Raw genomic sequence first — 21140 nt, 5'->3', positions numbered from 1 at the left:
GCTGCAAATATACCTCCTTTTTGGATATCTGCAAGCCTTTTTTTGGGTTTTCGGGAAATATTTTGAAAAAATGAATTTAGAGGACTGGAATTGAAGCGCTTGGGTGCGCAATTATTTTATAGCTTATAGGAAGTGACGTGTTCACGTTTCCTTGTAGCCCCTTTTGAATACATACTATATATAATGTATACAAAGAACACAAAATACCCCTCACCTTATATATAAACGATACACCGAAACAGGAAAAACTTCTATTCACCCACCATTATTCCGAATGAAGAAACATCTTTTAATAATGAGTGAAAACTATTTTGATATCAATGGAAGGATAATCAACAATCAATTCTTCATTCACAACAGTCCCTATACCTAATAAATAATTGCCCGGATTAGTATAAAATTCATAGCCATTACCATTTTTCTTCCACAATGACTTATAGTCCGGATCCGAATAACAACTTTCCGGCGTTGCAGCAGCATCTTTAAATTTCCAACTATAAACACCGTCTTCTTCAACCTTTAAATATTTGTGCTCAACACAGGCCAGAGGCACCAAGTGACCATCGTAATATCTCTCGACTGCTTTCCAACTGCCAACTACATTATCCAAGTCATCATTTGAACAGGAAAAAAATAATACCAAAAATGAACATAGAAATACAAATGTCTTTATCATAAGTAGAAATTAAAACCTCCAAAGATGTTAAAAACAGAAAATGGACACAAGGGAGTAGCAACATTATTTTCCTTAGAAAGAATACTTCAATGCAATGAAACCGGAAAACAAATCACAAAACACCATGAAACAAAAAAGCCTCCCTAAATCGGGAGGCTTTTGTTGGCCTACTAGGGCTCGAACCTAGACTCTTCTGGACCAAAACCAGACGTGTTGCCAGTTACACCATAGGCCATCGCTTTGTTTTGCGAGTGCAAATTTAATACAATCTTTGACATGCGCAAAAGTTTTTTTAAAAAAATTTTCAATCAACCTAAGGTTTACCTAAAAGCCATAGTGTTTATCATATTTATTACTAAATTCGTCCGCAACAATAGACAACATCTTATGACACATTTCAACTTCAAGAAATGGAATACCATCCTGGGATGGATCGCTTTTACAATAGCTCTTATCACTTACGCTTTAACCATTGAACCCACCGTAAGCTTTTGGGATGCTGGAGAATACATTTTAACTTCTTCAAAACTGCAGGTTGGACACCCACCTGGAGCGCCATTGTTCCAAATGCTAGGAGCGTTCTTCTCCTTATTTGCATTAGAACCTTCACAGGTAGGAATGATGCTAAATATGATGAGTGCCGTTTCCAGTGCATTCACTATTTTATTCATGTTTTGGACCATTACCTTATTATTGAAGAAATTGGTAAAAGAAGATGAAGAAGGCATGACCCAACAGGCTGCAATGGCTATTTTGGGGAGTGGTTTGGTAGGAAGCCTTGCTTTTACCTTTACAGATTCGTTTTGGTTCAATGCTGTTGAAACAGAGGTTTATGCCATGGCTACCCTTATCATGTCAATAATGTTTTGGTTGGGATTACGCTGGGAACAGGATATGCATACTCCTAGAGGAAACCGTTGGCTCATTTTAATTGCCTTTATCATTGGGCTTTCCTTTGGGGTTCACTTTATGGGGTTATTGACCATTCCTGCCATTGGTTTGATCTACTTCTTTAAGAACTACAAAACTGTAACAGTTAAGAATTTTATCATTGCCAATGCCGTTGCTATTGCCATTTTATTGTTCATCTTTAAATTATTGGCTCCAAATATCATGAGAGCCTTCAGTGCCTCAGAGTTATTTTTTGTAAATACTGTTGGATTACCATTTAATTCAGGATCTATTATTGCGGGTATTGTGTTGATTGCCTTGATTTATTTTGGACTGAAATATACCCGTGACAAAGGCTATAAGCATTTAAACACTGGCATCCTATGCCTTACCTTTATAATTATAGGATTTTCATCTTGGTTGATGCTTCCTATTAGAGCCAATGCCAATACCATTATTAATGAGAACAACCCTTCCAGTGCCCGAGAGCTTTTGGCCTATTATAACCTTGAGCAATATCCCGAAACTCACCTTTTCTATGGACCCTTGTTTACAGACCAGTATACGGGGTATGACGAAAACCAACCTTTTGTTGACGACAAGCCAAAATATGAAAAGGACCTTGAAAAAGGCAAATATGTTGTTGTAAACAATTATAAGAACGCCAAACAGAATTACAACTCCACACAGGCCGCTTTATTACCTAGAATGTGGAGTACAGAGCATGCCGAAAACTACATGCGCTTTACAGGCCTCTTGGACTTCAAGATCAAACCAGAGTACCAAATGGAAAATGAGGTACGTGCCTTGGTGAATGATTTTAGAAAACGTGTTGCCGAAGGCCGTATCGATTATGAAGGCTATCACAATTTCCTAAAACAGTATGGACAACAATTCTTGGATATCGAAAAGCCTTCCTTGGGAAAAAACATCAGCTATATGTTGGAATACCAACTTGGTTATATGTACTGGCGTTATTTTATGTGGAACTTTGTAGGGAAGCAAGATGATATCCAAGGGAAATTTGATGACCTCCACGGAAATTGGATCAGTGGTATTAACTTTATTGACGAACTACATTTAGGCATGTCCCAAGACAACCTTCCTAGCGATATATTGAACAATAAAGGACGTAACACCTATTACTTCCTACCATTTATATTAGGACTCATTGGCTTTATGTTTCTGTTGAACAAAGACAAGAAAACCTTCTGGACCATGTTGGTATTCTTCCTGTTTACAGGTTTGGCCATTCAGTTCTATACCAATGTAAGACCTTTTGAACCTAGAGAACGTGATTATTCGGTGGTAGGATCTTTCTACGTTTTTGCCCTTTGGATAGGATTTGGAGTGTACGCACTTTATGATCTATTGAAAAACTTCACCAAATCAAAGTTCTTGGCACCTGTAATTACCACTGTGTGTCTAGTATTGGTTCCAGCTATTCTTGCTGCCAACAACTGGGATGACCACGACAGATCCAACAAACGTACTGCACAGGCCATGGCAGCGCAATATTTAGAATCTTGTGCGCCTAATGCTATTTTGTTCACCATTGGAGATAATGATAGTTTCCCACTTTGGTATGCCCAGGAAATTGAAGGCATCCGCACCGATGTGCGAGTAGTGAACACCAGTTTATTCCAAACAGATTGGTATATCGACCAAATGAAACGAAAGGCTTATGAGAGTGATCCAATCCCTTCTCAACTTACACACGACAAGTATAAATATGGTACCAGAGATGTTATTATAAAAAGAAGAATTTCTGACGATACTGTGTCAATTAAAGACTTTTTGAACTTTATCACTAGCGACAGTCCTAAAGCTAAATTTAAGTATAGGTTACAGCAAGATGGTGAAGATCCAAGTTATTACCCTGAAAACTTATTGAATTCAAACTACTTCCCTACGGAGAATATCAGAATTCCTGTTGATAAGGAAGCTGTTTTGAAAAATGGCATTGTTAAGGAAAAAGATGCCGACAAGATTGTGCCTTATATAGATGTGCGCATCACTTCTGGAGCCATCTATAAAAACAGGTTGATGATGTTGGATATTATTGCCAATAACAATTGGGAACGACCAATCTATTTCACGGGTGGAGCTTTTGGAGACGAAGATTATATCTGGATGAAAGATTACCTGCAATTGGATGGTCTATGTTATAAATTGGTTCCTATAAAAACTCCTGTAGACAGAGCAAATCCATTTGACATGGGCCGCGTAGATAGCGATTTGATGTACGACAAAGTAATGTCTTGGGATTGGGGTAACAGTGGGACCGATATTTACCACGATGTAGAAACCCGTAAAAACGGAATTACTTACCGCGGAAACCTTGCCAGACTTATCGAACAGTTGATTAATGAGGAAGACTACCAGCGCGCCGAAAAAGTTGCCGATTTGGCCATGGAAAAAATGCCAGTAGACATTTACGGATATTACACCTTATTGGAACCCTACATTAGCGCCTACTATGAAATGGGACAAAAAGAAAAGGGTCGTAAACTCTACAAGGAGGTTTCTCAAAAATACCAAGAGAAACTTACTTACTACAGTGGCTTGAGTATAGAAAACCAAACGCGTTATTTGGATGAAATTGTTACGGATATTGAACGGTACAGAAGTTTGGTAGACATCTTGGTAATCTATAACGACAAAGATTTTGCGATGGAAGAAACCCAAAAATTTAACAATTATTTGAAACTTTTTGGGCACTTTACAGATGAAGAACCTGCTGTAGAATCCTTGATTGAAGATGAAGATATTGCTGTGGACACCATCGACAGCATGTTGAAACTGGAAGAATAAGGCTAACAAATCATGCCTCTTGGGATTGCTTTTTAAAGACACCCTATCATGAAAGTTGCACCCATCAAAACACCGGAAGTAGTGAAGCGAATGTTCCCAAACTATGTTTGGGACATGCCTTCCGGCGAAAAAACGATTTACCTCACCTTTGACGATGGTCCTACCCCAGAAATTACTGAATGGACTTTGGACATTCTCAAACAATTTGATGCCAAAGCCACCTTCTTCTGCATTGGGGATAACATCAAAAAATATCCTGAGATATTCCACAAAGTTTTAGATGAAGAACACCGTATTGGCAACCACACCTTCAACCATCTTAAAGGCTGGAAAACCGAAACTGAAGACTATCTCGAAAACACATTAAAGGCCCAACAGATCATAGATACCGAAAGTGACCAAATTGGCCTAAGCAAAACTTCTCTTTTAGCACCTAAATTATTCAGACCTCCTTATGGCAAAATAAAACCTTCCCAAACCGAACGATTGCTTGCACAGGATTATAAAATTATCATGTGGGACGTGATTTCTTATGATTGGGACAAGGACATTTCCAAAGAACAGTGTTTGGAATATGTAACTTCAAAAGCAAAAGATGGAAGCATCGTAGTGTTTCACGATAGCGTAAAGGCAAACAGAAATATGAGTTATGTGCTTCCAAAAGTTCTGGAGCACTTCAAACAAATGGGATATACTTTTAAATCCCTATAGAGATTCTTAAATAAATTCTTGAATAATACCGATAAGGGTGTTGGCATCTTGCTCGCCACTGTGACGCCATTTCATCTCACCATTTTTGTAGATGATCAAAGTAGGTAGACCTTTTACTCTAAGGGCATCGGCAAGCTCCTTATTTTTATCGACATCAATTTTGATAACCTTGGCTTTATCTCCAAGGGCTGCTGCCACATCCCTTAGTACAGGGTGCATGGCGATAGATGGTTCACTCCATTCTGTGAAAAAATCCAATAGAACCGGGATATCAACATCTATTAATTCCCCAAATTTTGACATACATAATTGTTTTAGGCCAAATCAGTTATACAAACCTACATATATTTTCCCAATTTAAACAATATCATATCAAAATTGTAAGGTTTATACTAATTCTTTCAATAAAAATTAGGATACTTTACCTTTTCTTAACTCAATGACAGTTACCTCTGGCCAAATACCCGTGCGCCCCGGAAAACCTAAATAACCAAAACCGCGGTTGACATTAATGTATTGGCCCATTTGTTCATAGATACCTGCCCAATATTTATAACGCCATTTGGCAGGACTCCACTTCACCCAACCTGGGATTTCAATCCCAAATTGCATGCCGTGGGTATGACCACTCAAGGTTAAGTGATAATGATAATCATCATGAACCACGACATCTTCCCAATGGGATGGGTCATGACTCATCAATATTTTAAAGTCATTTTCATCAACAGATTGCACTGCTTTTTTAAGGTCGCCTGCTTTTTTGAATGGCCCTCTCCCCCAATTTTCAACGCCAACAAGTGCCAAACGCTGCCCGTTTCGTTCTATAAAACGGCTTTCATTCAACAACAAATCAAAGCCCATATCCTTTTGGATTTGCTTCAATTCTTCCAAATTGGCATGTTTATCTGCTTCAGAATTCCATTCCACATAATCTCCATAATCATGATTTCCCAACACCGAATACACACCATCCTTAGCCTCGAGTTGTCCAAACAAATCCTTCCAATCATGCATTTCTTCAGCCTTATTGTTGACCATATCGCCGGTGAACAAAATCATATCACTCTCCTGCTTTTTGATTAGATCGATACCATAAGCAACCTTGTTTCTATCATCAAAACTTCCACTATGAACATCACTAATTTGAGTAATCCTATAGCCGTCAAAAGCTTCGGGAAGATCTTCAAAATGTAGCGTATATTTCAACACTCTATAATCATACTTCCCTTTATACATACCGTACAATAAGGATGAAAACGGAATGGTTGCCAAACTGAGTGCTAACTGACTTACAAACTTTCGCCTAGAGGGGATATATAAAGACTCTTTTCCTGAGGCGTATTTATCATACACTCCAAAAATCAACCTAAGTATATCTTCACCCAAAAGAATGGGAACCACTACAATGTTAAAAGACATGAACACCAACAAAAATCCAAAGGCATAACTCTTGGACTGTGTCAATACCCGACCTTCCGGGCCAGCAACAAATTGGAAGATAAAATTCCCCAAGACTAGAAGGGCAATGGCAATGAAGACATATTGCACCCAATTATATTTAAAAATTGTTTTAATGGCCTGCAAACCATAAGCAGTCAATAGCGCATAAACAATGCCGAAAATAATCCAACGAACCATAATTCAAATTTGCCCAAAGATAACCTCATTTTAATGGTATTGCCATCCACCGAAGCATATTTAACTATACCTTAAGATTTTAATACTTTAAAATGAGCTGTTCATTAAAACCACTTAATGGTCATATTGATTAATTTTTGCTTTAAGGACGTATACGGAGGAAACAACAGTTCAATGGCTCCTGATGTATGCTGTTTTAAAACCGCCCGCTGGTTTGAAAACTCCTGGAACCCAAAATACCCATGACTTTTACCAATGCCACTGGTGTTACTTCCTCCAAATGGCAGATAATGATTGGAATATTGCAGTACATTGGCATTAATTGCGGTACTCCCAGCTCTGGTATTATTTAAAATCTGGTCTATAAAGCGTTGGTTTTTACTGTAGATATATAGCGCCAACGGTTTGGATTTAGCATTGACATATTCCAAAATATCCTCAACCTTATTATAGGTTTTAATAGGCAAAATAGGCCCAAAAATCTCTTCTTGCAACAGACTTGCCTCATCAGGCAAGTTGCTAACCACTGTGGGAGCGATATAGCAATCTTCCTCTATAGCTTCTCCTCCAATATCAAAACTAGCCTTGCGGTTCTTGGCATCATCCAAATGCCCAACCAACCTATCGAAATGTTTTCTGTTTACCACCCTACAATAAGCCGATGATTCGTGCGGATTCTTAGAATAAAATTCTTCTAACTGGAGTTTTAAGGCTGCAACAAAATCATCCTTTACCGATTCTTTGACCAACACATAATCTGGCGACAAACAAATTTGCCCGTTGTTTATGAACTTCCCCCAGGCAATCCGTTTTGCAGCCAGTTTTAGATTGGCGGTTTCATCTATAATTGTGGGCGATTTTCCTCCCAATTCCAAGGTAACCGACGTTAAATGTTCGGAAGCGGCTTTCATCACCAACTTTCCCACTCCGGGTGACCCTGTAAAAAAGATATGATTAAAGGGCAGTTTCAACAATTCCTGAGACACCTCTACATCTCCCTGCACCAAGGCTACCTCTTCTTCTGGAAATAGATTTGTAATGATTTCTTCCATCACTTTTGAAATATGCGGCGTCATTTCCGAAGGTTTCAAAATCACGGTATTCCCGGCAGCAATGGCTGATACCAAGGGCCCCAATGTTAGATTCAACGGAAAGTTCCAAGGCGCCATAATCAAACAGACACCTTTGGGTTCATGTTGATACCATGACGATGTCCCCAACAACGCCAATGGAGTTTCCACTTTTTGAGGTTTTAACCACTGCTTTAAATTTTTACAAGCAAACTTGATTTCGCTTACCACTGGATAAATTTCCGTAAGATCGGTTTCTGCAAATGGCTTTTTAAAATCATTGTACAGAGCTTTTTGGATTGCTTCCCTATACCTAAATTCTATAGCCTTTTGTAGTTTTTTCAGCTTTTGAATTCGGGTTTTGTAATTGGTATTTCCTAAATGGAATTGATTCTGTTGTTGTTTTTCAAACAAGCTATCATACTTATTGGCAGCGGATTGTAGCATTTACTGTGATCTAATTTAGAAGATTGAAGGCTCTAAGGTGCATTTCATCGATATTTTTGGTGCTGTTTGTCAGATAATCCATTTATCGACGTTTTTCATCTAATTAATTTACTGTAACCGTATCAGTTATGTTTCTTTGACTTGCATTACAAACAAAAACCCACTTTTAGGTCATGAAAAAAGTTATCGCACTTATAGTATTAGGCTTTCTACCAATCATGTTAATTGGACAAAACAATACTACTGAAAACTTACAACAAGATACTAAAATAATTAAGGAAACTTCGGTCGAAAAAACCGAATCCACCAAAGAGATTAAAGAAGGTACAGAGCTAAAATCGGCCATCAAGGCTCAGGTTTTAGACCTCAACTATAGAAAAAGTAATGATATCATTAGCGTGAAAGCTTATAAGAAAAGCCTCCAAATCAAGGCGAAGTCCATAAAGCTTTGCTAATGCATTACCGGCCAAAAAGAGAAAACCGAAGTTCACGCTTCGGTTTTTTTCTGGAATAATCTCAACGCACATTTCTATTCGCCCCTAACTTTTCGTAGTTTTGAAGTTCTTTCAAAAACAAATACATGTCAGCACCTAAACGTCTTTTTTTAGTCGATGCCTACGCCCTGATTTTTAGAGGGTATTATGCTTTTATCAAAAACCCAAGAATCAACTCCAAGGGAGTGGATACCTCTGCCATATTAGGGTTTATGAACTCCCTTTTGGATGTTATCAAACGGGAACGCCCAGACCACTTGGCCGTATGTTTTGATAAAGGTGGTAGTACCGACCGTGTGGAGATGTTTGAGGCCTACAAAGCCAATCGTGACGAAACACCAGAAGCCATCAGGATTGCGGTACCATATATCCATGAAATCCTGAAATGCATGCATATTCCTATCATGGAAAAAGAAGGATACGAAGCAGATGACATCATAGGAACCCTTTCAAAACAGGCAGAAAAACAAGGCTACCAAACCTTTATGGTCACTCCAGATAAGGATTTCGCCCAATTGGTTTCAGACAATATTTTTATGTACCGCCCTGTATTTGGCGGCGGCTATGAAACTTGGGGAATTCCCGAAGTGAAAGAAAAATTTGAAGTGAATGATCCTTTGCAAGTCATTGACTTTTTGGGAATGATGGGAGATTCTGCGGACAACATCCCAGGGCTTCCAGGAGTAGGAGAAAAAACAGCCAAAAAGTTCTTGGCCCAGTTTGGCAGCATGGAAAACCTTTTGGACAATACCCATGAGCTAAAGGGAAAAATGAAGGAGAAAATAGAAGCCAACAAAGAACTTGGCCTTATGAGCAAAAAACTGGCTACCATCATGCTGGATGTGCCTGTGAAATTCTGTGAAACCGATTTTGAAATGTCTGAACCCGATGTTGAAGCGGTAAAGAACATTTTTCAGGAATTGGAATTCAGAAGGCTGATTGACAATTTTATTAAAACATTTGCTGCTCAAGCAGACACTACCTCTGCCGACAACTCTGCAGAAGGCAATACCACCACTACAACCTCAGCAAAACAAACGACGGCTGGCGCAGGTCAATTTTCTCTTTTTGGAGACGATTCCAGTTCATCTGCTCCAACAACTGAATTCTCCAGAAACACCTCGATTTCTACCTCACATTTTTATCAAAGTGCCGATTCGCCTTTGGCCATAAAACTATTGATCAAAAACTTGATGCAACAGACTTCGGTGTGTTTTGACACCGAAACTACAGGCATCAATCCTTTAACGGCAGAATTGGTGGGAATAGCATTTTCATGGGAAACAGGAAAAGGTTTCTACGTACCCTTTCCCGAAGCCCGCGATGAAGCCCAAGCATTGATTGAGCAGTTCCGAGAGTTTTTTGAAAACGACACTATTGAAAAAATAGGTCAGAACCTTAAATACGATATTAAGGTTTTGGCCAAATACAATATTCAGGTAAAAGGCAAACTGTTCGACACCATGTTGGCTCATTACCTCATCAACCCAGACATGCGTCACAACATGGATGTGTTGGCTGAAACCTATCTCAACTACACGCCTATTTCCATTGAAAGTCTTATTGGCAAAAAAGGTAAAAATCAATTATCCATGCGACAGGTATCTCTGGAAAAACAAACGGAATATGCTGTTGAAGATGCCGACATTACCCTACAACTAAAAGAACACTTTGCCAAAGAATTGGGAGCTGCCAATACACAAGCTCTTTTCGATGATATTGAAGTACCACTTTTACGGGTTTTGGCTGCCATGGAATTGGAAGGCATTAATTTGGACCAAGAATTCCTGAAGCAACTTTCGGAAGCACTTAATAAGGACATCGCCGATTTGGAGCAAAAAATATATACGGAGGCTGGAGAAGAATTCAATATTGCCTCTCCAAAGCAATTGGGAGATATCCTTTTTGACAAATTAAAATTGATTGACAAACCCAAGAAGACCAAGACAGGACAATATGCCACTTCCGAAGATATTCTGTCCTACCTCGCCAAAGACCATGAAATCATTCAACATATTTTGGATTTCCGCGGCCTAAGCAAATTAAAAAGCACTTATGTGGATGCCCTACCTCTACAGGTAGAACCTTCCACTGGGAGAGTGCATACAGATTATATGCAAACCGTGGCTGCTACAGGACGCTTAAGCAGTAACAACCCTAACTTGCAGAACATCCCAATCCGTACGGAACGCGGTAGACAGGTTCGTAAAGCTTTTATTCCACGCAACGAAGACTACACCCTTTTGGCTGCGGATTATTCTCAAATTGAGTTACGCATAATTGCTGCTCTAAGTGAAGAAGAAACCATGATCAACGCTTTTAAACATGGTGAAGACATTCACGCTTCAACAGCTTCAAAAGTATTTAATGTGCCTTTGGAAGAAGTTACCAGAGAACAACGTAGCAATGCCAAAACCGTCAACTTTGGAATTATTTATGGCGTGTCTGCCTTTGGTTTGAGCAACCAAACCGATCTTTCAAGAAGCGAAGCCAAGGAATTGATAGATACTTATTATGCTACCTATCCAAAATTAAAGAGATTTATCAGTGAGCAGGTAGATTTTGCCAGAGACCATGGCTATGTACAAACCGTTTTGGGAAGACGCCGCTATTTAAAAGATATCAATTCTAGAAATGCGGTGGTGCGAAGTGGCGCAGAACGTAATGCTGTGAACGCTCCTATACAGGGAAGTGCCGCCGACATTATTAAAATTGCCATGATTAATATTTACAAGAAATTGGAAGAAGGCAATTACAAAACCAAGATGTTATTACAGGTACATGATGAATTGGTATTTGATGTGTACAAACCAGAATTGGAAACCATCAAAACCTTGGTCAAAACTGAAATGGAAAGTGCCTACAGCTTAGCAGTGCCGTTGGTGGTTGATTTAGACACAGGAGACAATTGGCTGGAAGCCCACTAATACAGAAAAAGCTATCGAAATTCGATAGCTTTTTTTCTTTTCCGGATGAATTTTCTAGCCCAATTCTTTAGCTACTAGATAATAAAATGCAGGCCGGTTTTTATTTTTAAACTCAGACATTGTTTCGGCAACCTTTGTAATGGCAGCCATGGCCTTGTCCTTATCGGTGATTCCCAACTTCTTTTCAACAAAATTCCTACGCACCGTTTCCAACTCCGATGGATCCTGGGCTGCTACCAAGGATGCATCGTGGTTGTCTACCATAGTTTTCAAACTATTTACGTAACCGTCCAATTGGGCATGGTCAATATCACTCACACCACATTTGTTCAGTTGGCTGACAGCAATTTCTTTAAGCTCTGACAATTTTGCTTCTACGTCATTCATGTTCTTAAAATTTTATGGATTAATAATTGATTTTCAAACAGATAGGATAAATTAAACAATTTACAGCACATTACCTCAATCCCTTTTCATCTATTTTTTAACCCTCCCGATTAATTAACTTTTGCTTAACGGACAGGTCCATTTTTCATCTTAAAAAATTTCATTCACACACTGATATTTAGACTTAACACTTTCAGTTTTAAACTTTTTTGTAATTTAAACAGCATAAAATCCAACCAAAGATCTCCAACCACAACTCATAAACACTATGGAAAGTTTACTCAATATTGGCCTGAGCATTGTTGCTTCCTTAATCATGCTTGGTTTTGGTTACATTATTGGACGCATTAGGGAACGTAAACAGCAACAAGGCACGCCTCTTGAAGACTATCCTTTTTATCCTTTTAAAGTGAACCAAGACAATTTGCTGTGTTTCGATCTAGATTTGTTTAATGAGGCCGTGAGCGAACTTCTTCAAAAAACCAATCCCCAAGCAGGAAGACAATTGGTACTTATTGGAGAACAAAACAATGTAAAACACCTTTTGAAAAATCCGTTCAGAAAGCGCTATTATAAATTGTATAAAAAATATAAAGGCGATCAAGTTTTGGATGAATCGGTTAATTATCTAAAAAACTACAAACGCATTGTACAACATATTGGGGATAGTTTCCCAGATTCTGGTATTGAGATTCTACTTCACAACCTTACCAACCCTTCCAAAGCTCTTTACTATATCAAGAATAATGTCACTGGTCGCAATATAGAAGCACCCGCCACCAATTTGGTATTGGACCTAAAAAGACGCAATTCGCATAACGAAGACAAAATCAATTACGAACTCAATATTGGTGCCCGGAAATTTAAATGCACTACCATTCCTATTTATAAAGAAAAAGACGGCTTGATTGGCGCCATATGCATTAACATAGACTACAACTATATTAATGACGAAGTGCGCCACAATCCAAAGATTATGAATTCTTTTTTGGATTCCATAATAAGGACAGACATGGTACTTAACGAAAACATTTTGAGCAAATCAGAATTCCAAAAAGCCCAAGAAGGCAAACGGCATTTTAGAGACTTTTAAAACTGTACATCAGCATATTATATTTTAGTATCTTTATAAGAAACAAAGCTTTCTAACATGGCTAATGTAAAGATTCCCGTGGTTACCTATACTGGCATCAACCAACAGATTGTACACACCGATCCTGACTCTACACTCCTAGAACTGTCCATCAACAACCAAATACCGCACATGCACGAGTGTGGAGGCAATGGTTTATGTACCACCTGCCGAATTCGGGTTTTGGACGGTCTGCACAACCTTACGCCTAGAACCCTTAAGGAGCAAGAAGTAGCCAGTATCAGAAAATGGGATCCTTCCATTAGATTGGCCTGTCAATGCTATCCAAAAGGAGATGTCAGTATTCAGCGTTTGGTTTGGACCAGTGCCGAAGTCAACAAATTACAATTAGAAACAGTTCCTGAAGGTTCGGCAGAAGAACGTGCTATTGCCATTTTATTCTGCGATATTAGAGGCTTTACCAAAATGGCCTCGGAAAACAGTAACTTTGATGTTGCTCATATTCTTAACCGGTTCTATACTGTATTGGGAGATCCTATCTTAATTAACAACGGTGTCATCTATCAATATGCCGGCGATGAAATCATAGGTCTTTTTGGGGTTTCAGGAGGCCTTCGGAACAAAAATTGCCAAGATGCCGTAAGGGCGGCATTAGGTATGCAGTATGCGATTGAACGACTCAACAGATTTGAATTGGTAGATTTTGATGTCACCATTAAGCTTGGCATAGGCATCAATTTTGGAAAAGCCTACATTGGCCACTTGGGCCATCCAAAACATAAGCAATTTGCCGTAGTTGGCGACCCTGTTAATACGGCCAGCCGTATCCAATCCTTTAACAAAACAGCCATGACGAATATTTTGATTTCGGAATCTATTTATAAAGGATTACCCGAAGGCACTTTGGAAACAGGACAAGTCTTTACCCCACAAATGGACGGCCATGAACACCAAACCACACTCTACGAACTGAAAGGTTTCAAGGAAATGGATATTCAATTGGAACTGCAGCGTTCCCTAGACTACATCTTACGCAATGAAGAGGCCTTTGCTACCAAGTTTTATAATCGGGTATTTGAAAAAGCTCCGGAAGCTAGAGCCCTTTTCAAAAATAACATGGCTTCCCAAGGGCGGTTGCTCACCCATATGCTAGGAGGTATCGTCTATTCTATGAGTCGGCCAGAACATCTTACGTTAGGTCTTAAAATGTTAGGCGAAAGTCATGCCAGATATGGGGTTAGTGAAGCCCATTATCCAGTGGTCTTATCTTCACTTTTGGAAACCATAGAAGAAGAATTGGGCGATTATAGCAGTGGGCAATTACTAAAAGCTTGGGAACAGGCCTTGACCATCATTACCACCGAAATGAAAAAATACGCTTAAAGCCATTTTTCTCCATACACTTCCCATAAGGTATCCATAGGGTTGATATGGGGATGCTATAGGGCAGCTATTGCATTTCTATAAAAGGGATTTCAATACAAAATGTTTAGTATTTCTTCTTATAAAACCTCCTTTATCCCCCTTCTTTTTATAGGCTTTTAAGTATCTTTATACCTTAAGTTCATAACTCAATAATACATAAAAGACCATTACAAATGACGGATCTTCAAATATCGCAAAGCGTCGCCCCAAAGCATATCCGCGACATTGCAGCCACACTAAATATCGACGAATCTCAACTGGATTATTACGGATCGGACAAGGCCAAGCTTCCTTTGGACCTTATTGACCAAAACAAGGTTGACCAAAGCAATTTAATTTTGGTTACTGCCATTACTCCAACCCCTGCCGGTGAAGGAAAAACGACTACTTCTATTGGTTTGGCCGATGGCCTGAGTAAAATTGGCAAAAAAACGGTAACCGTTTTGCGCGAACCTAGTTTAGGCCCTGTATTTGGGATTAAAGGTGGTGCCGCCGGAGGTGGATGGAGCCAAGTAATCCCAATGGTAGACATCAACCTACATTTTACGGGAGATTTCCACGCCGTAGAAAAAGCCAACAACCTTTTGGCAGCACTAATAGACAATAACATCCAAAGTAAAACCAGAAGTTTAGGAATTGATCCCCGAACAGTACTTTGGAAACGCTGTATGGACATGAACGACAGAGCCCTTCGCAATATTGTTGGCGCTTTGGGAGGAAAAGCGGGTGGTGTGCCTCGCGAAACAGGCTTCAACATTACGGCTGCTTCCGAAATTATGGCCATCCTTTGTATGAGTACGAGTTTGGAAGACCTTACAGAACGCATGGGCAACATTTATATAGGAGATACTTGGGAAGGGAAACCAGTTTTCGCCAGAGACCTCAACGCCCACGGTGCTATGGCCGTTTTGATGAAAGATGCCATTAAGCCCAATTTAGTTCAAACTTTGGAAGGAACACCTGCTATTATCCACGGTGGCCCATTTGCCAATATAGCACAAGGTACCAACTCAATCCTTGCCACAAAAATGGGAATGAGCCTTGCCGACTATGTAGTCACCGAAGCTGGTTTTGGTGCCGATTTAGGGGCCGAAAAATTCATGAATATCAAATGCCGAAATGCAGGACTCTCACCTAAGGCTGTTGTATTGGTAGCCACTATTAGAGCTTTAAAATACCACGGAGGAAAACCCTTGTCGGAATTGACACAAGAAGACACCGAAGCTCTTGCCAAAGGACTCCCAAATTTGGAACGTCATGTGGACAGTTTGAAAAGTTTCGGGGTACCTGTGGTGATTTCCATAAATACTTTTGATAGTGATACCGAAGCTGAAAAACAATTGCTCTTTGAACACTGTGAGAAAATGGGAGTACCTGTAGCCCTAAGCTATGGATGGGCCAAAGGAGGTGACGGTTGTACCGATTTGGCAAAATTAGTGGTTGAAGCTGCTGAAAATTGCACCGAAAAAATCAGCCACACTTATGAATTATCGGATTCCATCAGAACCAAAATGGAAAAAATTACCCGAACCATTTACGGAGCCAAACATGTCATCCTTTCCAATAAAGCAATGAATCAAATGAAGCACTTTGAAGCGCTTGGTTTTGGAGACCTTCCGGTTTGTATGGCTAAAACGCAGAAAAGTTTGAGTGATGACGAAAAGAAACTGGGCCGCCCGGAAAACTTCGATATCAATATTAGAGAATTTGAAGTTGCTTCAGGAGCAGGATTTATCATTCCAATTGCCGGCGCCATTTTGCGAATGCCAGGATTGCCAGCCACACCTTCGGCAGAACTTATAACCATAGATGCCGAAGGCAACATTGAAGGCCTATTTTAAACCGCATTACTAAATAATGAAAAGCCCAAAAAGATAAATTTTGGGCTTTTTGTTTGCCTTAATTCACTTGAACCATTTATTGTGTATCTTGTTATTACCAAATCCAACACTGTTAACAAAACCAAAAGATCATGAAAAACACGAGAATATATAAAATGGCATTTGCCAGCGTCTATCCCCACTATGTTACCAAAGCAGAGAAAAAAGGCCGCACCAAAGAGGAAGTAGACACCATTATTTGTTGGCTTACGGGATATGACCTAACCGAACTTCAGGAGCAAATAGATACCAAGGCGGATTTTGAAACCTTTTTTGCAGAAGCTCCCGAAATCAACCCCAATGCTTCCAAAATTACAGGTGTTATCTGTGGTTACCGTGTAGAAGAAATTGAAGAAGATCTCATGCAACAAATTAGGTATTTGGACAAACTTATTGATGAATTGGCCAAGGGAAGGGCTATGGAAAAGATTTTGAGAACTTAAAAAGACCTCTCTTTTCATCTTCTCGATTTAAAACACAAAAAAGCCCCAAAATATTTTGGAGCTTTTTAAAACAAATCACAGTCTAAACAGGATTGTTTACCATACTAATTGATCCTGCCTATTTTTTAAAACAACTAACTTTTAATGTGCTATCAATTTTATGGTTTTTGAACCATCTTGAGCATTTAAGTTTACAATCCAAAGACCATTCGCAATATCTATTGACGTATCCTGATTGGTTTCAAACTCATGTACTAAGGCACCTGTTAAAGCATACACTTTTACCTGAGTTGCAGAAGACACATTGGAAATAAATAACTGCTGACGGTAAGCTCTCACGGTAACCGCAGTTTCCATAATGTCATCTTCAATTCCCAATGAGCCGTCTAATTCCGGAAAAGGGTCCCAACCATCATTTCCTTGGGTAAAATTAAGAGTATTGATGGCAGTGCCATCGGTCAACTCTGCTGTGGTCAACACCGTAGACCATGCCGCACGGTTCTCAGAGTTATCTACTCCTTCAGCATTTTCAATAGTACCATATTCATACATCATGGACGACTCTCCTCCCAAACTATTGGTCCAACCAGCTGGTGCAATCAAGGACAAGCCTTCTGATCCTGGATATGTTGACTCGTCAATAGTCGTATTGTAGAACACAACTTCACTGGTATTCGGTGCCCAGGGACGTCCAAAATACCCAGGTTTAGAACCATAAGTAGAAGCCGTCTCCACACCTGGTACTGGCGATACTACATGACATTCATACATTAAAAACCCTCTTCCACTGGTTTGTTGTGCTGCCGTGATATAAGCTGCATCGTTACTGGAATCACTGGTATTTAATACTAAATCGGTTTGGTAAAACACAGCGGTCATTCCTCCAAACAGATAATCCACAGCTCCCATCATGGCACCTTTGTAAATCGCTACACGAGCTCCCGATGCTCCATAGAAAGAATCCTGACGACCAATAACACGGCAATTGTTCAAAATTATTCTATCGGCACTATTGGCAATCCCGATAGCAGCAGCCTGGGTTACAAAACCAGCCGAGCGATCCTGCACACTTGTGTTTCCATAATCGGTTGGACGAGTTGGTTCACTTGGTGCTTTGGCCAATACCGTATCTTCCGATTCCTTTTGAGAAATATATTGGTTAAAAGAGTTTTCCAGAATGATGTTTTCGAAAGTCACATCCTCGGCAGTAATCACTACGGTGGCATTCCAATAGGAACTTCCTCCTCCAGTGCCTTCTTGGTTCACATAATTGGTATATCCGTTGGCAGTATTTACCGCCAAAGCCTCAGCACTCCATTTATTGTCTGTGCCTTGACTAAAGAAGTTATATTTCTGTCCATAATAAGAGGTAATACGAACAGCATTGGCATCTATATCCACACCTTCGTTCAGAATTGCGATACTTGGAGTAGATGATACATTCGTTAGAGTGACATTAGGGCTTGACACCACCAACATCTCCTCATAATTACCTGGATCTATCTCAATGGTCACCAATTCATTATTTGGACGTTCCATATTGGCTACAGCATCCAAAGCAGCGTTAATAGTTTGGTAATCCTTATCAACTCCCACAGTAATCACAGCGCTATAAGCTACGATATCTACCACTTTAATAGAGCGGAAATAAGAAGTTCCACCTACCGAAATCGTCACCGTACCATCTACTGTTCCTTCATATACATATTCAGAAACCACGCTAGAACTGGTACTTCCAGAAGTATTGGCTACTACATCGCCATCTTCAATGGTATAATTAGATTGGTAGTAATCGGTTACAATCACTTTTTGACCAACAGCAATTGGCACTGCAATAGTAGCTCCAGTAGAGGCTACCAAGTCTGGTGGACTGTGATCTCCTCTTACGCTCACACTTCCTGAAAAAATCAATCCTTTATAAGCTGCTGCATTGGAAATGACTTTATCATCGAATAGCCATTCGCTTACAGGATCAAAAGAAAGTTCCTTAGAAGTATCGGCTCCATCAACAGTTATATTGGAAGTTAAGGCCAATTCAATTGGATAGGCGTCCAATCCATCGTATGTAATACTATAAACCCCATTACGTAAAGCTACAATAGTAACATCGGCAAAAGTATAGGTATAGCCTTCTTCATTATTATTGGTAAAGGTCAAACTCAAAGCACTCATTTGCTCAGCATCCAAATCTGGAGCAGTAATGCTTACGTTATATACTGGTTTTAAAGTGAAATTGACATCGGAAGTCGCAGCTGCAGTTCCTATAGTAATGGTATTATCCAAAATCTCATAGTCGTTAACACCTTCTGCAGAAATGGTATATTCTAAATCGGCTTCAAGATTAACCGAATAGGTCATAGCTTCTGGATCTACGGTAACTATTGGTTGGTAAATGGTTTCCACTAATGGATCTGGGGTGAAATGTAATTCCAAATTTGAAAGGTCTGACAATCCAGTGATAGCACCACTTAAATTGTATAAGTCTACTTGTAACACCGTAATGTCATGCATAGTGCTTTCCTCAGTTACCTCCACAGTATCTCCATTGGTAATGACATACCCATTGGCGCCACCTAAACTTAAGGCATAAGTATAAGGTGCAGGCACCTCAATGCTGTAAGTTCCATCGGTCACTACGGCTTCATACATTTTACCTGCCTCATTGGTATATTGTACGGTATAACCCTCTGGAATCCCAGGTGCTTCAGTAGTATCTACATTTCCTGTAATGGTGATGTAATTGGCTGCTTTTCTTAAAACCCTAAAATAGCTAGGCTTTCCTATATTGTCATATACATGGTATTCTCCCGCATATTGGGCCACGAATTGCAGTTCTACCTCTGCGGCAGGCATTTCAACCTCATCTTTTTGGGCAGCCGGGTCGGCGGCATATTCAAAATTGATATTTCCTCCTGAATCTGTTCTGGCATGAATGGTAACTTCATCATCTTCCTGTAAATTAAGCGTCAAGTAACGATTCGTATTAGCTCCAGAATTAACGTATACTCTTCCAGTGAAATTAGTTGAACTGGCAATATTTTCATCCCAACGGGTAATACTGGTGTTGGTAGTTCTTAAACGATCGCTGGTGCCATTGGTAACATAGCCCAAATCGCCAGCTGAAAATGACGGTAGGTTTATACCACTTGTCCCTGGAGTTACACCATCATACCAAGCATTGATTACTTCTTCATTCAAATGATTATTATACAAAACCTCATCAAATTGTTCTGCCCCAAAATCCCAAACATCTGTCATAATGATAGACGCAGGAAGATTGGTCACCTGAATGGCAGGCGTATAAGCATTGGAGCCATTAAATGTAAAATATAAGGTAGTAGCTCCTCCCACATAAGTAAACTCATAGTAGCCTGTTTGGTCTCCCATTTCAGGGTAGGCATCCATATCAACGTCCATAACTCCCAAATCGTTACCTCCCAAGGTGGTTCCTCCACTCATGGTACCCGAGCTATACACCGATCCGTAAAAGCGAACCGTAGTATTGGTTCCCTCCACATCAATTTCCAATGAGTTTCCTTCCTTAAAGGCCACCCCATAACCGGTACTATGCCACTGAGATGTTGCCGCTTGGGTTCTTACCTTTCCGTCAGGACTTGTGGTAGACGTTACGGGATCCCATTGTACTCCAGTATTGGTAAAAGTAGATTGGTCTCCCAAATTATAAATGGTATAGGGATAGGTGACCTCTATAGCCGGAGTGTAAGCATTGGAACCACTAAATGTAAAATATAGGGTTCCAGCCCCTCCCGTATAACTGTATTCATAATACCCCGTTTGGTCTGCCATTTCTGGATATGCATCCATATCTACATCTAAAGTGCCAAGATCGTTTCCCCCTAGGGAAGTACCGCCATCTAAGGTTCCTGCACTATAAACCGATCCATAAAATCGGATGGTACAAGTTCCCGTAACGTCTATTTCCAATGAATTCCCATTTTGGAAGGCAATGCCATATCCGGCACTATGCCACAAACTTGTCGCGGCTTGGGTTCTAACGTTCCCATCTGGACTTGTGGTAGAAGTCACAGGATCCCACTGATTACCCGAATTGGTAAAGGTGGATTGGCCCCCTAAATTGTAGCTGGTCGTGGTCTGCCCTTGAACGGCAGCTACAACACATAAAAGGAACAATTGCAAAAGAAAGTAATGTTTTTTCATGTAGTAACAATTTGTTCTAGTTAATTATCAAAAAACGTCAAGTCAATGACTGGCATTAACTTGTG

At 39.8% G+C, this 21140-nt stretch carries 14 protein-coding genes and 1 tRNA gene; 8 read left to right on the top strand and 7 right to left on the bottom strand.

Annotated elements, in window-relative coordinates; all coding sequences use genetic code 11:
* Positions 1 to 289: 289 nt before the first annotated feature.
* Together BKM32_RS06330 and BKM32_RS06325 are read right to left on the bottom strand one after the other, a co-directional pair.
* Positions 290 to 676, bottom strand: coding sequence for a hypothetical protein (locus BKM32_RS06330; RefSeq protein WP_076663001.1), 387 nt, complete (start codon positions 674 to 676; stop codon positions 290 to 292).
* Between the two features lie 162 nt (positions 677 to 838).
* A tRNA-Gln gene (locus tag BKM32_RS06325) sits at positions 839 to 911 on the bottom strand.
* A 152-nt stretch (positions 912 to 1063) separates the two neighbouring features.
* Here BKM32_RS06325 and BKM32_RS06320 point away from each other — a divergent pair.
* Together BKM32_RS06320 and BKM32_RS06315 are read left to right on the top strand one after the other, a co-directional pair.
* A complete protein-coding gene (locus BKM32_RS06320; protein WP_076663073.1) occupies positions 1064 to 4381 on the top strand; it encodes a DUF2723 domain-containing protein in 3318 nt (1105 codons plus the stop codon).
* Positions 4382 to 4429: 48 nt separating this feature from the next.
* On the top strand, positions 4430 to 5092 hold the full coding sequence (locus BKM32_RS06315; protein ID WP_076663000.1) for a polysaccharide deacetylase family protein: 663 nt from the start codon (positions 4430 to 4432) through the stop codon (positions 5090 to 5092).
* Between the two features lie 6 nt (positions 5093 to 5098).
* Here the strand turns inward: BKM32_RS06315 and BKM32_RS06310 are convergent, their stop codons facing one another.
* From BKM32_RS06310 to BKM32_RS06300, 3 genes are all read right to left on the bottom strand, one after another.
* Complete coding sequence (locus BKM32_RS06310; protein WP_053976990.1) at positions 5099 to 5395, bottom strand: co-chaperone YbbN; 297 nt, start codon at positions 5393 to 5395, stop codon at positions 5099 to 5101.
* Positions 5396 to 5503: 108 nt separating this feature from the next.
* Complete coding sequence (locus BKM32_RS06305; protein ID WP_076662999.1) at positions 5504 to 6730, bottom strand: metallophosphoesterase; 1227 nt, start codon at positions 6728 to 6730, stop codon at positions 5504 to 5506.
* A gap of 104 nt (positions 6731 to 6834) precedes the next feature.
* On the bottom strand, positions 6835 to 8247 hold the full coding sequence (locus BKM32_RS06300) for an aldehyde dehydrogenase family protein (protein WP_076662998.1): 1413 nt from the start codon (positions 8245 to 8247) through the stop codon (positions 6835 to 6837).
* 173 nt (positions 8248 to 8420) lie between these two features.
* Here BKM32_RS06300 and BKM32_RS06295 point away from each other — a divergent pair, with 173 nt between their 5' ends.
* Together BKM32_RS06295 and polA are read left to right on the top strand one after the other, a co-directional pair.
* Complete coding sequence (locus tag BKM32_RS06295; protein ID WP_076662997.1) at positions 8421 to 8702, top strand: hypothetical protein; 282 nt, start codon at positions 8421 to 8423, stop codon at positions 8700 to 8702.
* Positions 8703 to 8827: 125 nt separating this feature from the next.
* Positions 8828 to 11668 carry a DNA polymerase I gene (polA, locus tag BKM32_RS06290; protein ID WP_076662996.1) on the top strand — a complete coding sequence of 947 codons (2841 nt, stop codon included), beginning with the start codon at positions 8828 to 8830 and terminating at the stop codon, positions 11666 to 11668.
* Positions 11669 to 11722: 54 nt separating this feature from the next.
* Here the strand turns inward: polA and BKM32_RS06285 are convergent, their stop codons facing one another.
* Positions 11723 to 12055: a DUF2853 family protein gene (locus tag BKM32_RS06285; RefSeq protein ID WP_053976985.1), complete on the bottom strand. Its 333-nt coding sequence runs from the start codon at positions 12053 to 12055 to the stop codon at positions 11723 to 11725.
* Positions 12056 to 12323: 268 nt separating this feature from the next.
* On the opposite strand from BKM32_RS06285, the gene BKM32_RS06280 reads away from it, so the two are divergent.
* The 4 genes from BKM32_RS06280 to BKM32_RS06265 all read left to right on the top strand — a co-directional run bounded on the left by BKM32_RS06280 (position 12324) and on the right by BKM32_RS06265 (position 16896).
* Positions 12324 to 13148 carry a PAS domain-containing protein gene (locus BKM32_RS06280; protein WP_083702105.1) on the top strand — a complete coding sequence of 275 codons (825 nt, stop codon included), beginning with the start codon at positions 12324 to 12326 and terminating at the stop codon, positions 13146 to 13148.
* A 57-nt stretch (positions 13149 to 13205) separates the two neighbouring features.
* Positions 13206 to 14531: an adenylate/guanylate cyclase domain-containing protein gene (locus tag BKM32_RS06275; RefSeq protein ID WP_076662994.1), complete on the top strand. Its 1326-nt coding sequence runs from the start codon at positions 13206 to 13208 to the stop codon at positions 14529 to 14531.
* A 215-nt stretch (positions 14532 to 14746) separates the two neighbouring features.
* Positions 14747 to 16414: a formate--tetrahydrofolate ligase gene (locus tag BKM32_RS06270; protein ID WP_076662993.1), complete on the top strand. Its 1668-nt coding sequence runs from the start codon at positions 14747 to 14749 to the stop codon at positions 16412 to 16414.
* A gap of 131 nt (positions 16415 to 16545) precedes the next feature.
* A complete protein-coding gene (locus BKM32_RS06265; protein ID WP_076662992.1) occupies positions 16546 to 16896 on the top strand; it encodes a DUF2200 domain-containing protein in 351 nt (116 codons plus the stop codon).
* Between the two features lie 141 nt (positions 16897 to 17037).
* On the opposite strand, the gene BKM32_RS06260 is transcribed toward BKM32_RS06265, so the two are convergent.
* Positions 17038 to 21075 carry a pectinesterase family protein gene (locus BKM32_RS06260; protein WP_076662991.1) on the bottom strand — a complete coding sequence of 1346 codons (4038 nt, stop codon included), beginning with the start codon at positions 21073 to 21075 and terminating at the stop codon, positions 17038 to 17040.
* Positions 21076 to 21140: the final 65 nt, after the last annotated feature.

Source organism: Mangrovimonas sp. DI 80 (assembly GCF_001975575.1).
GTDB lineage: Bacteria > Bacteroidota > Bacteroidia > Flavobacteriales > Flavobacteriaceae > Mangrovimonas_A > Mangrovimonas_A xylaniphaga.
This window is presented reverse-complemented; position numbering and strand designations above follow the sequence as displayed.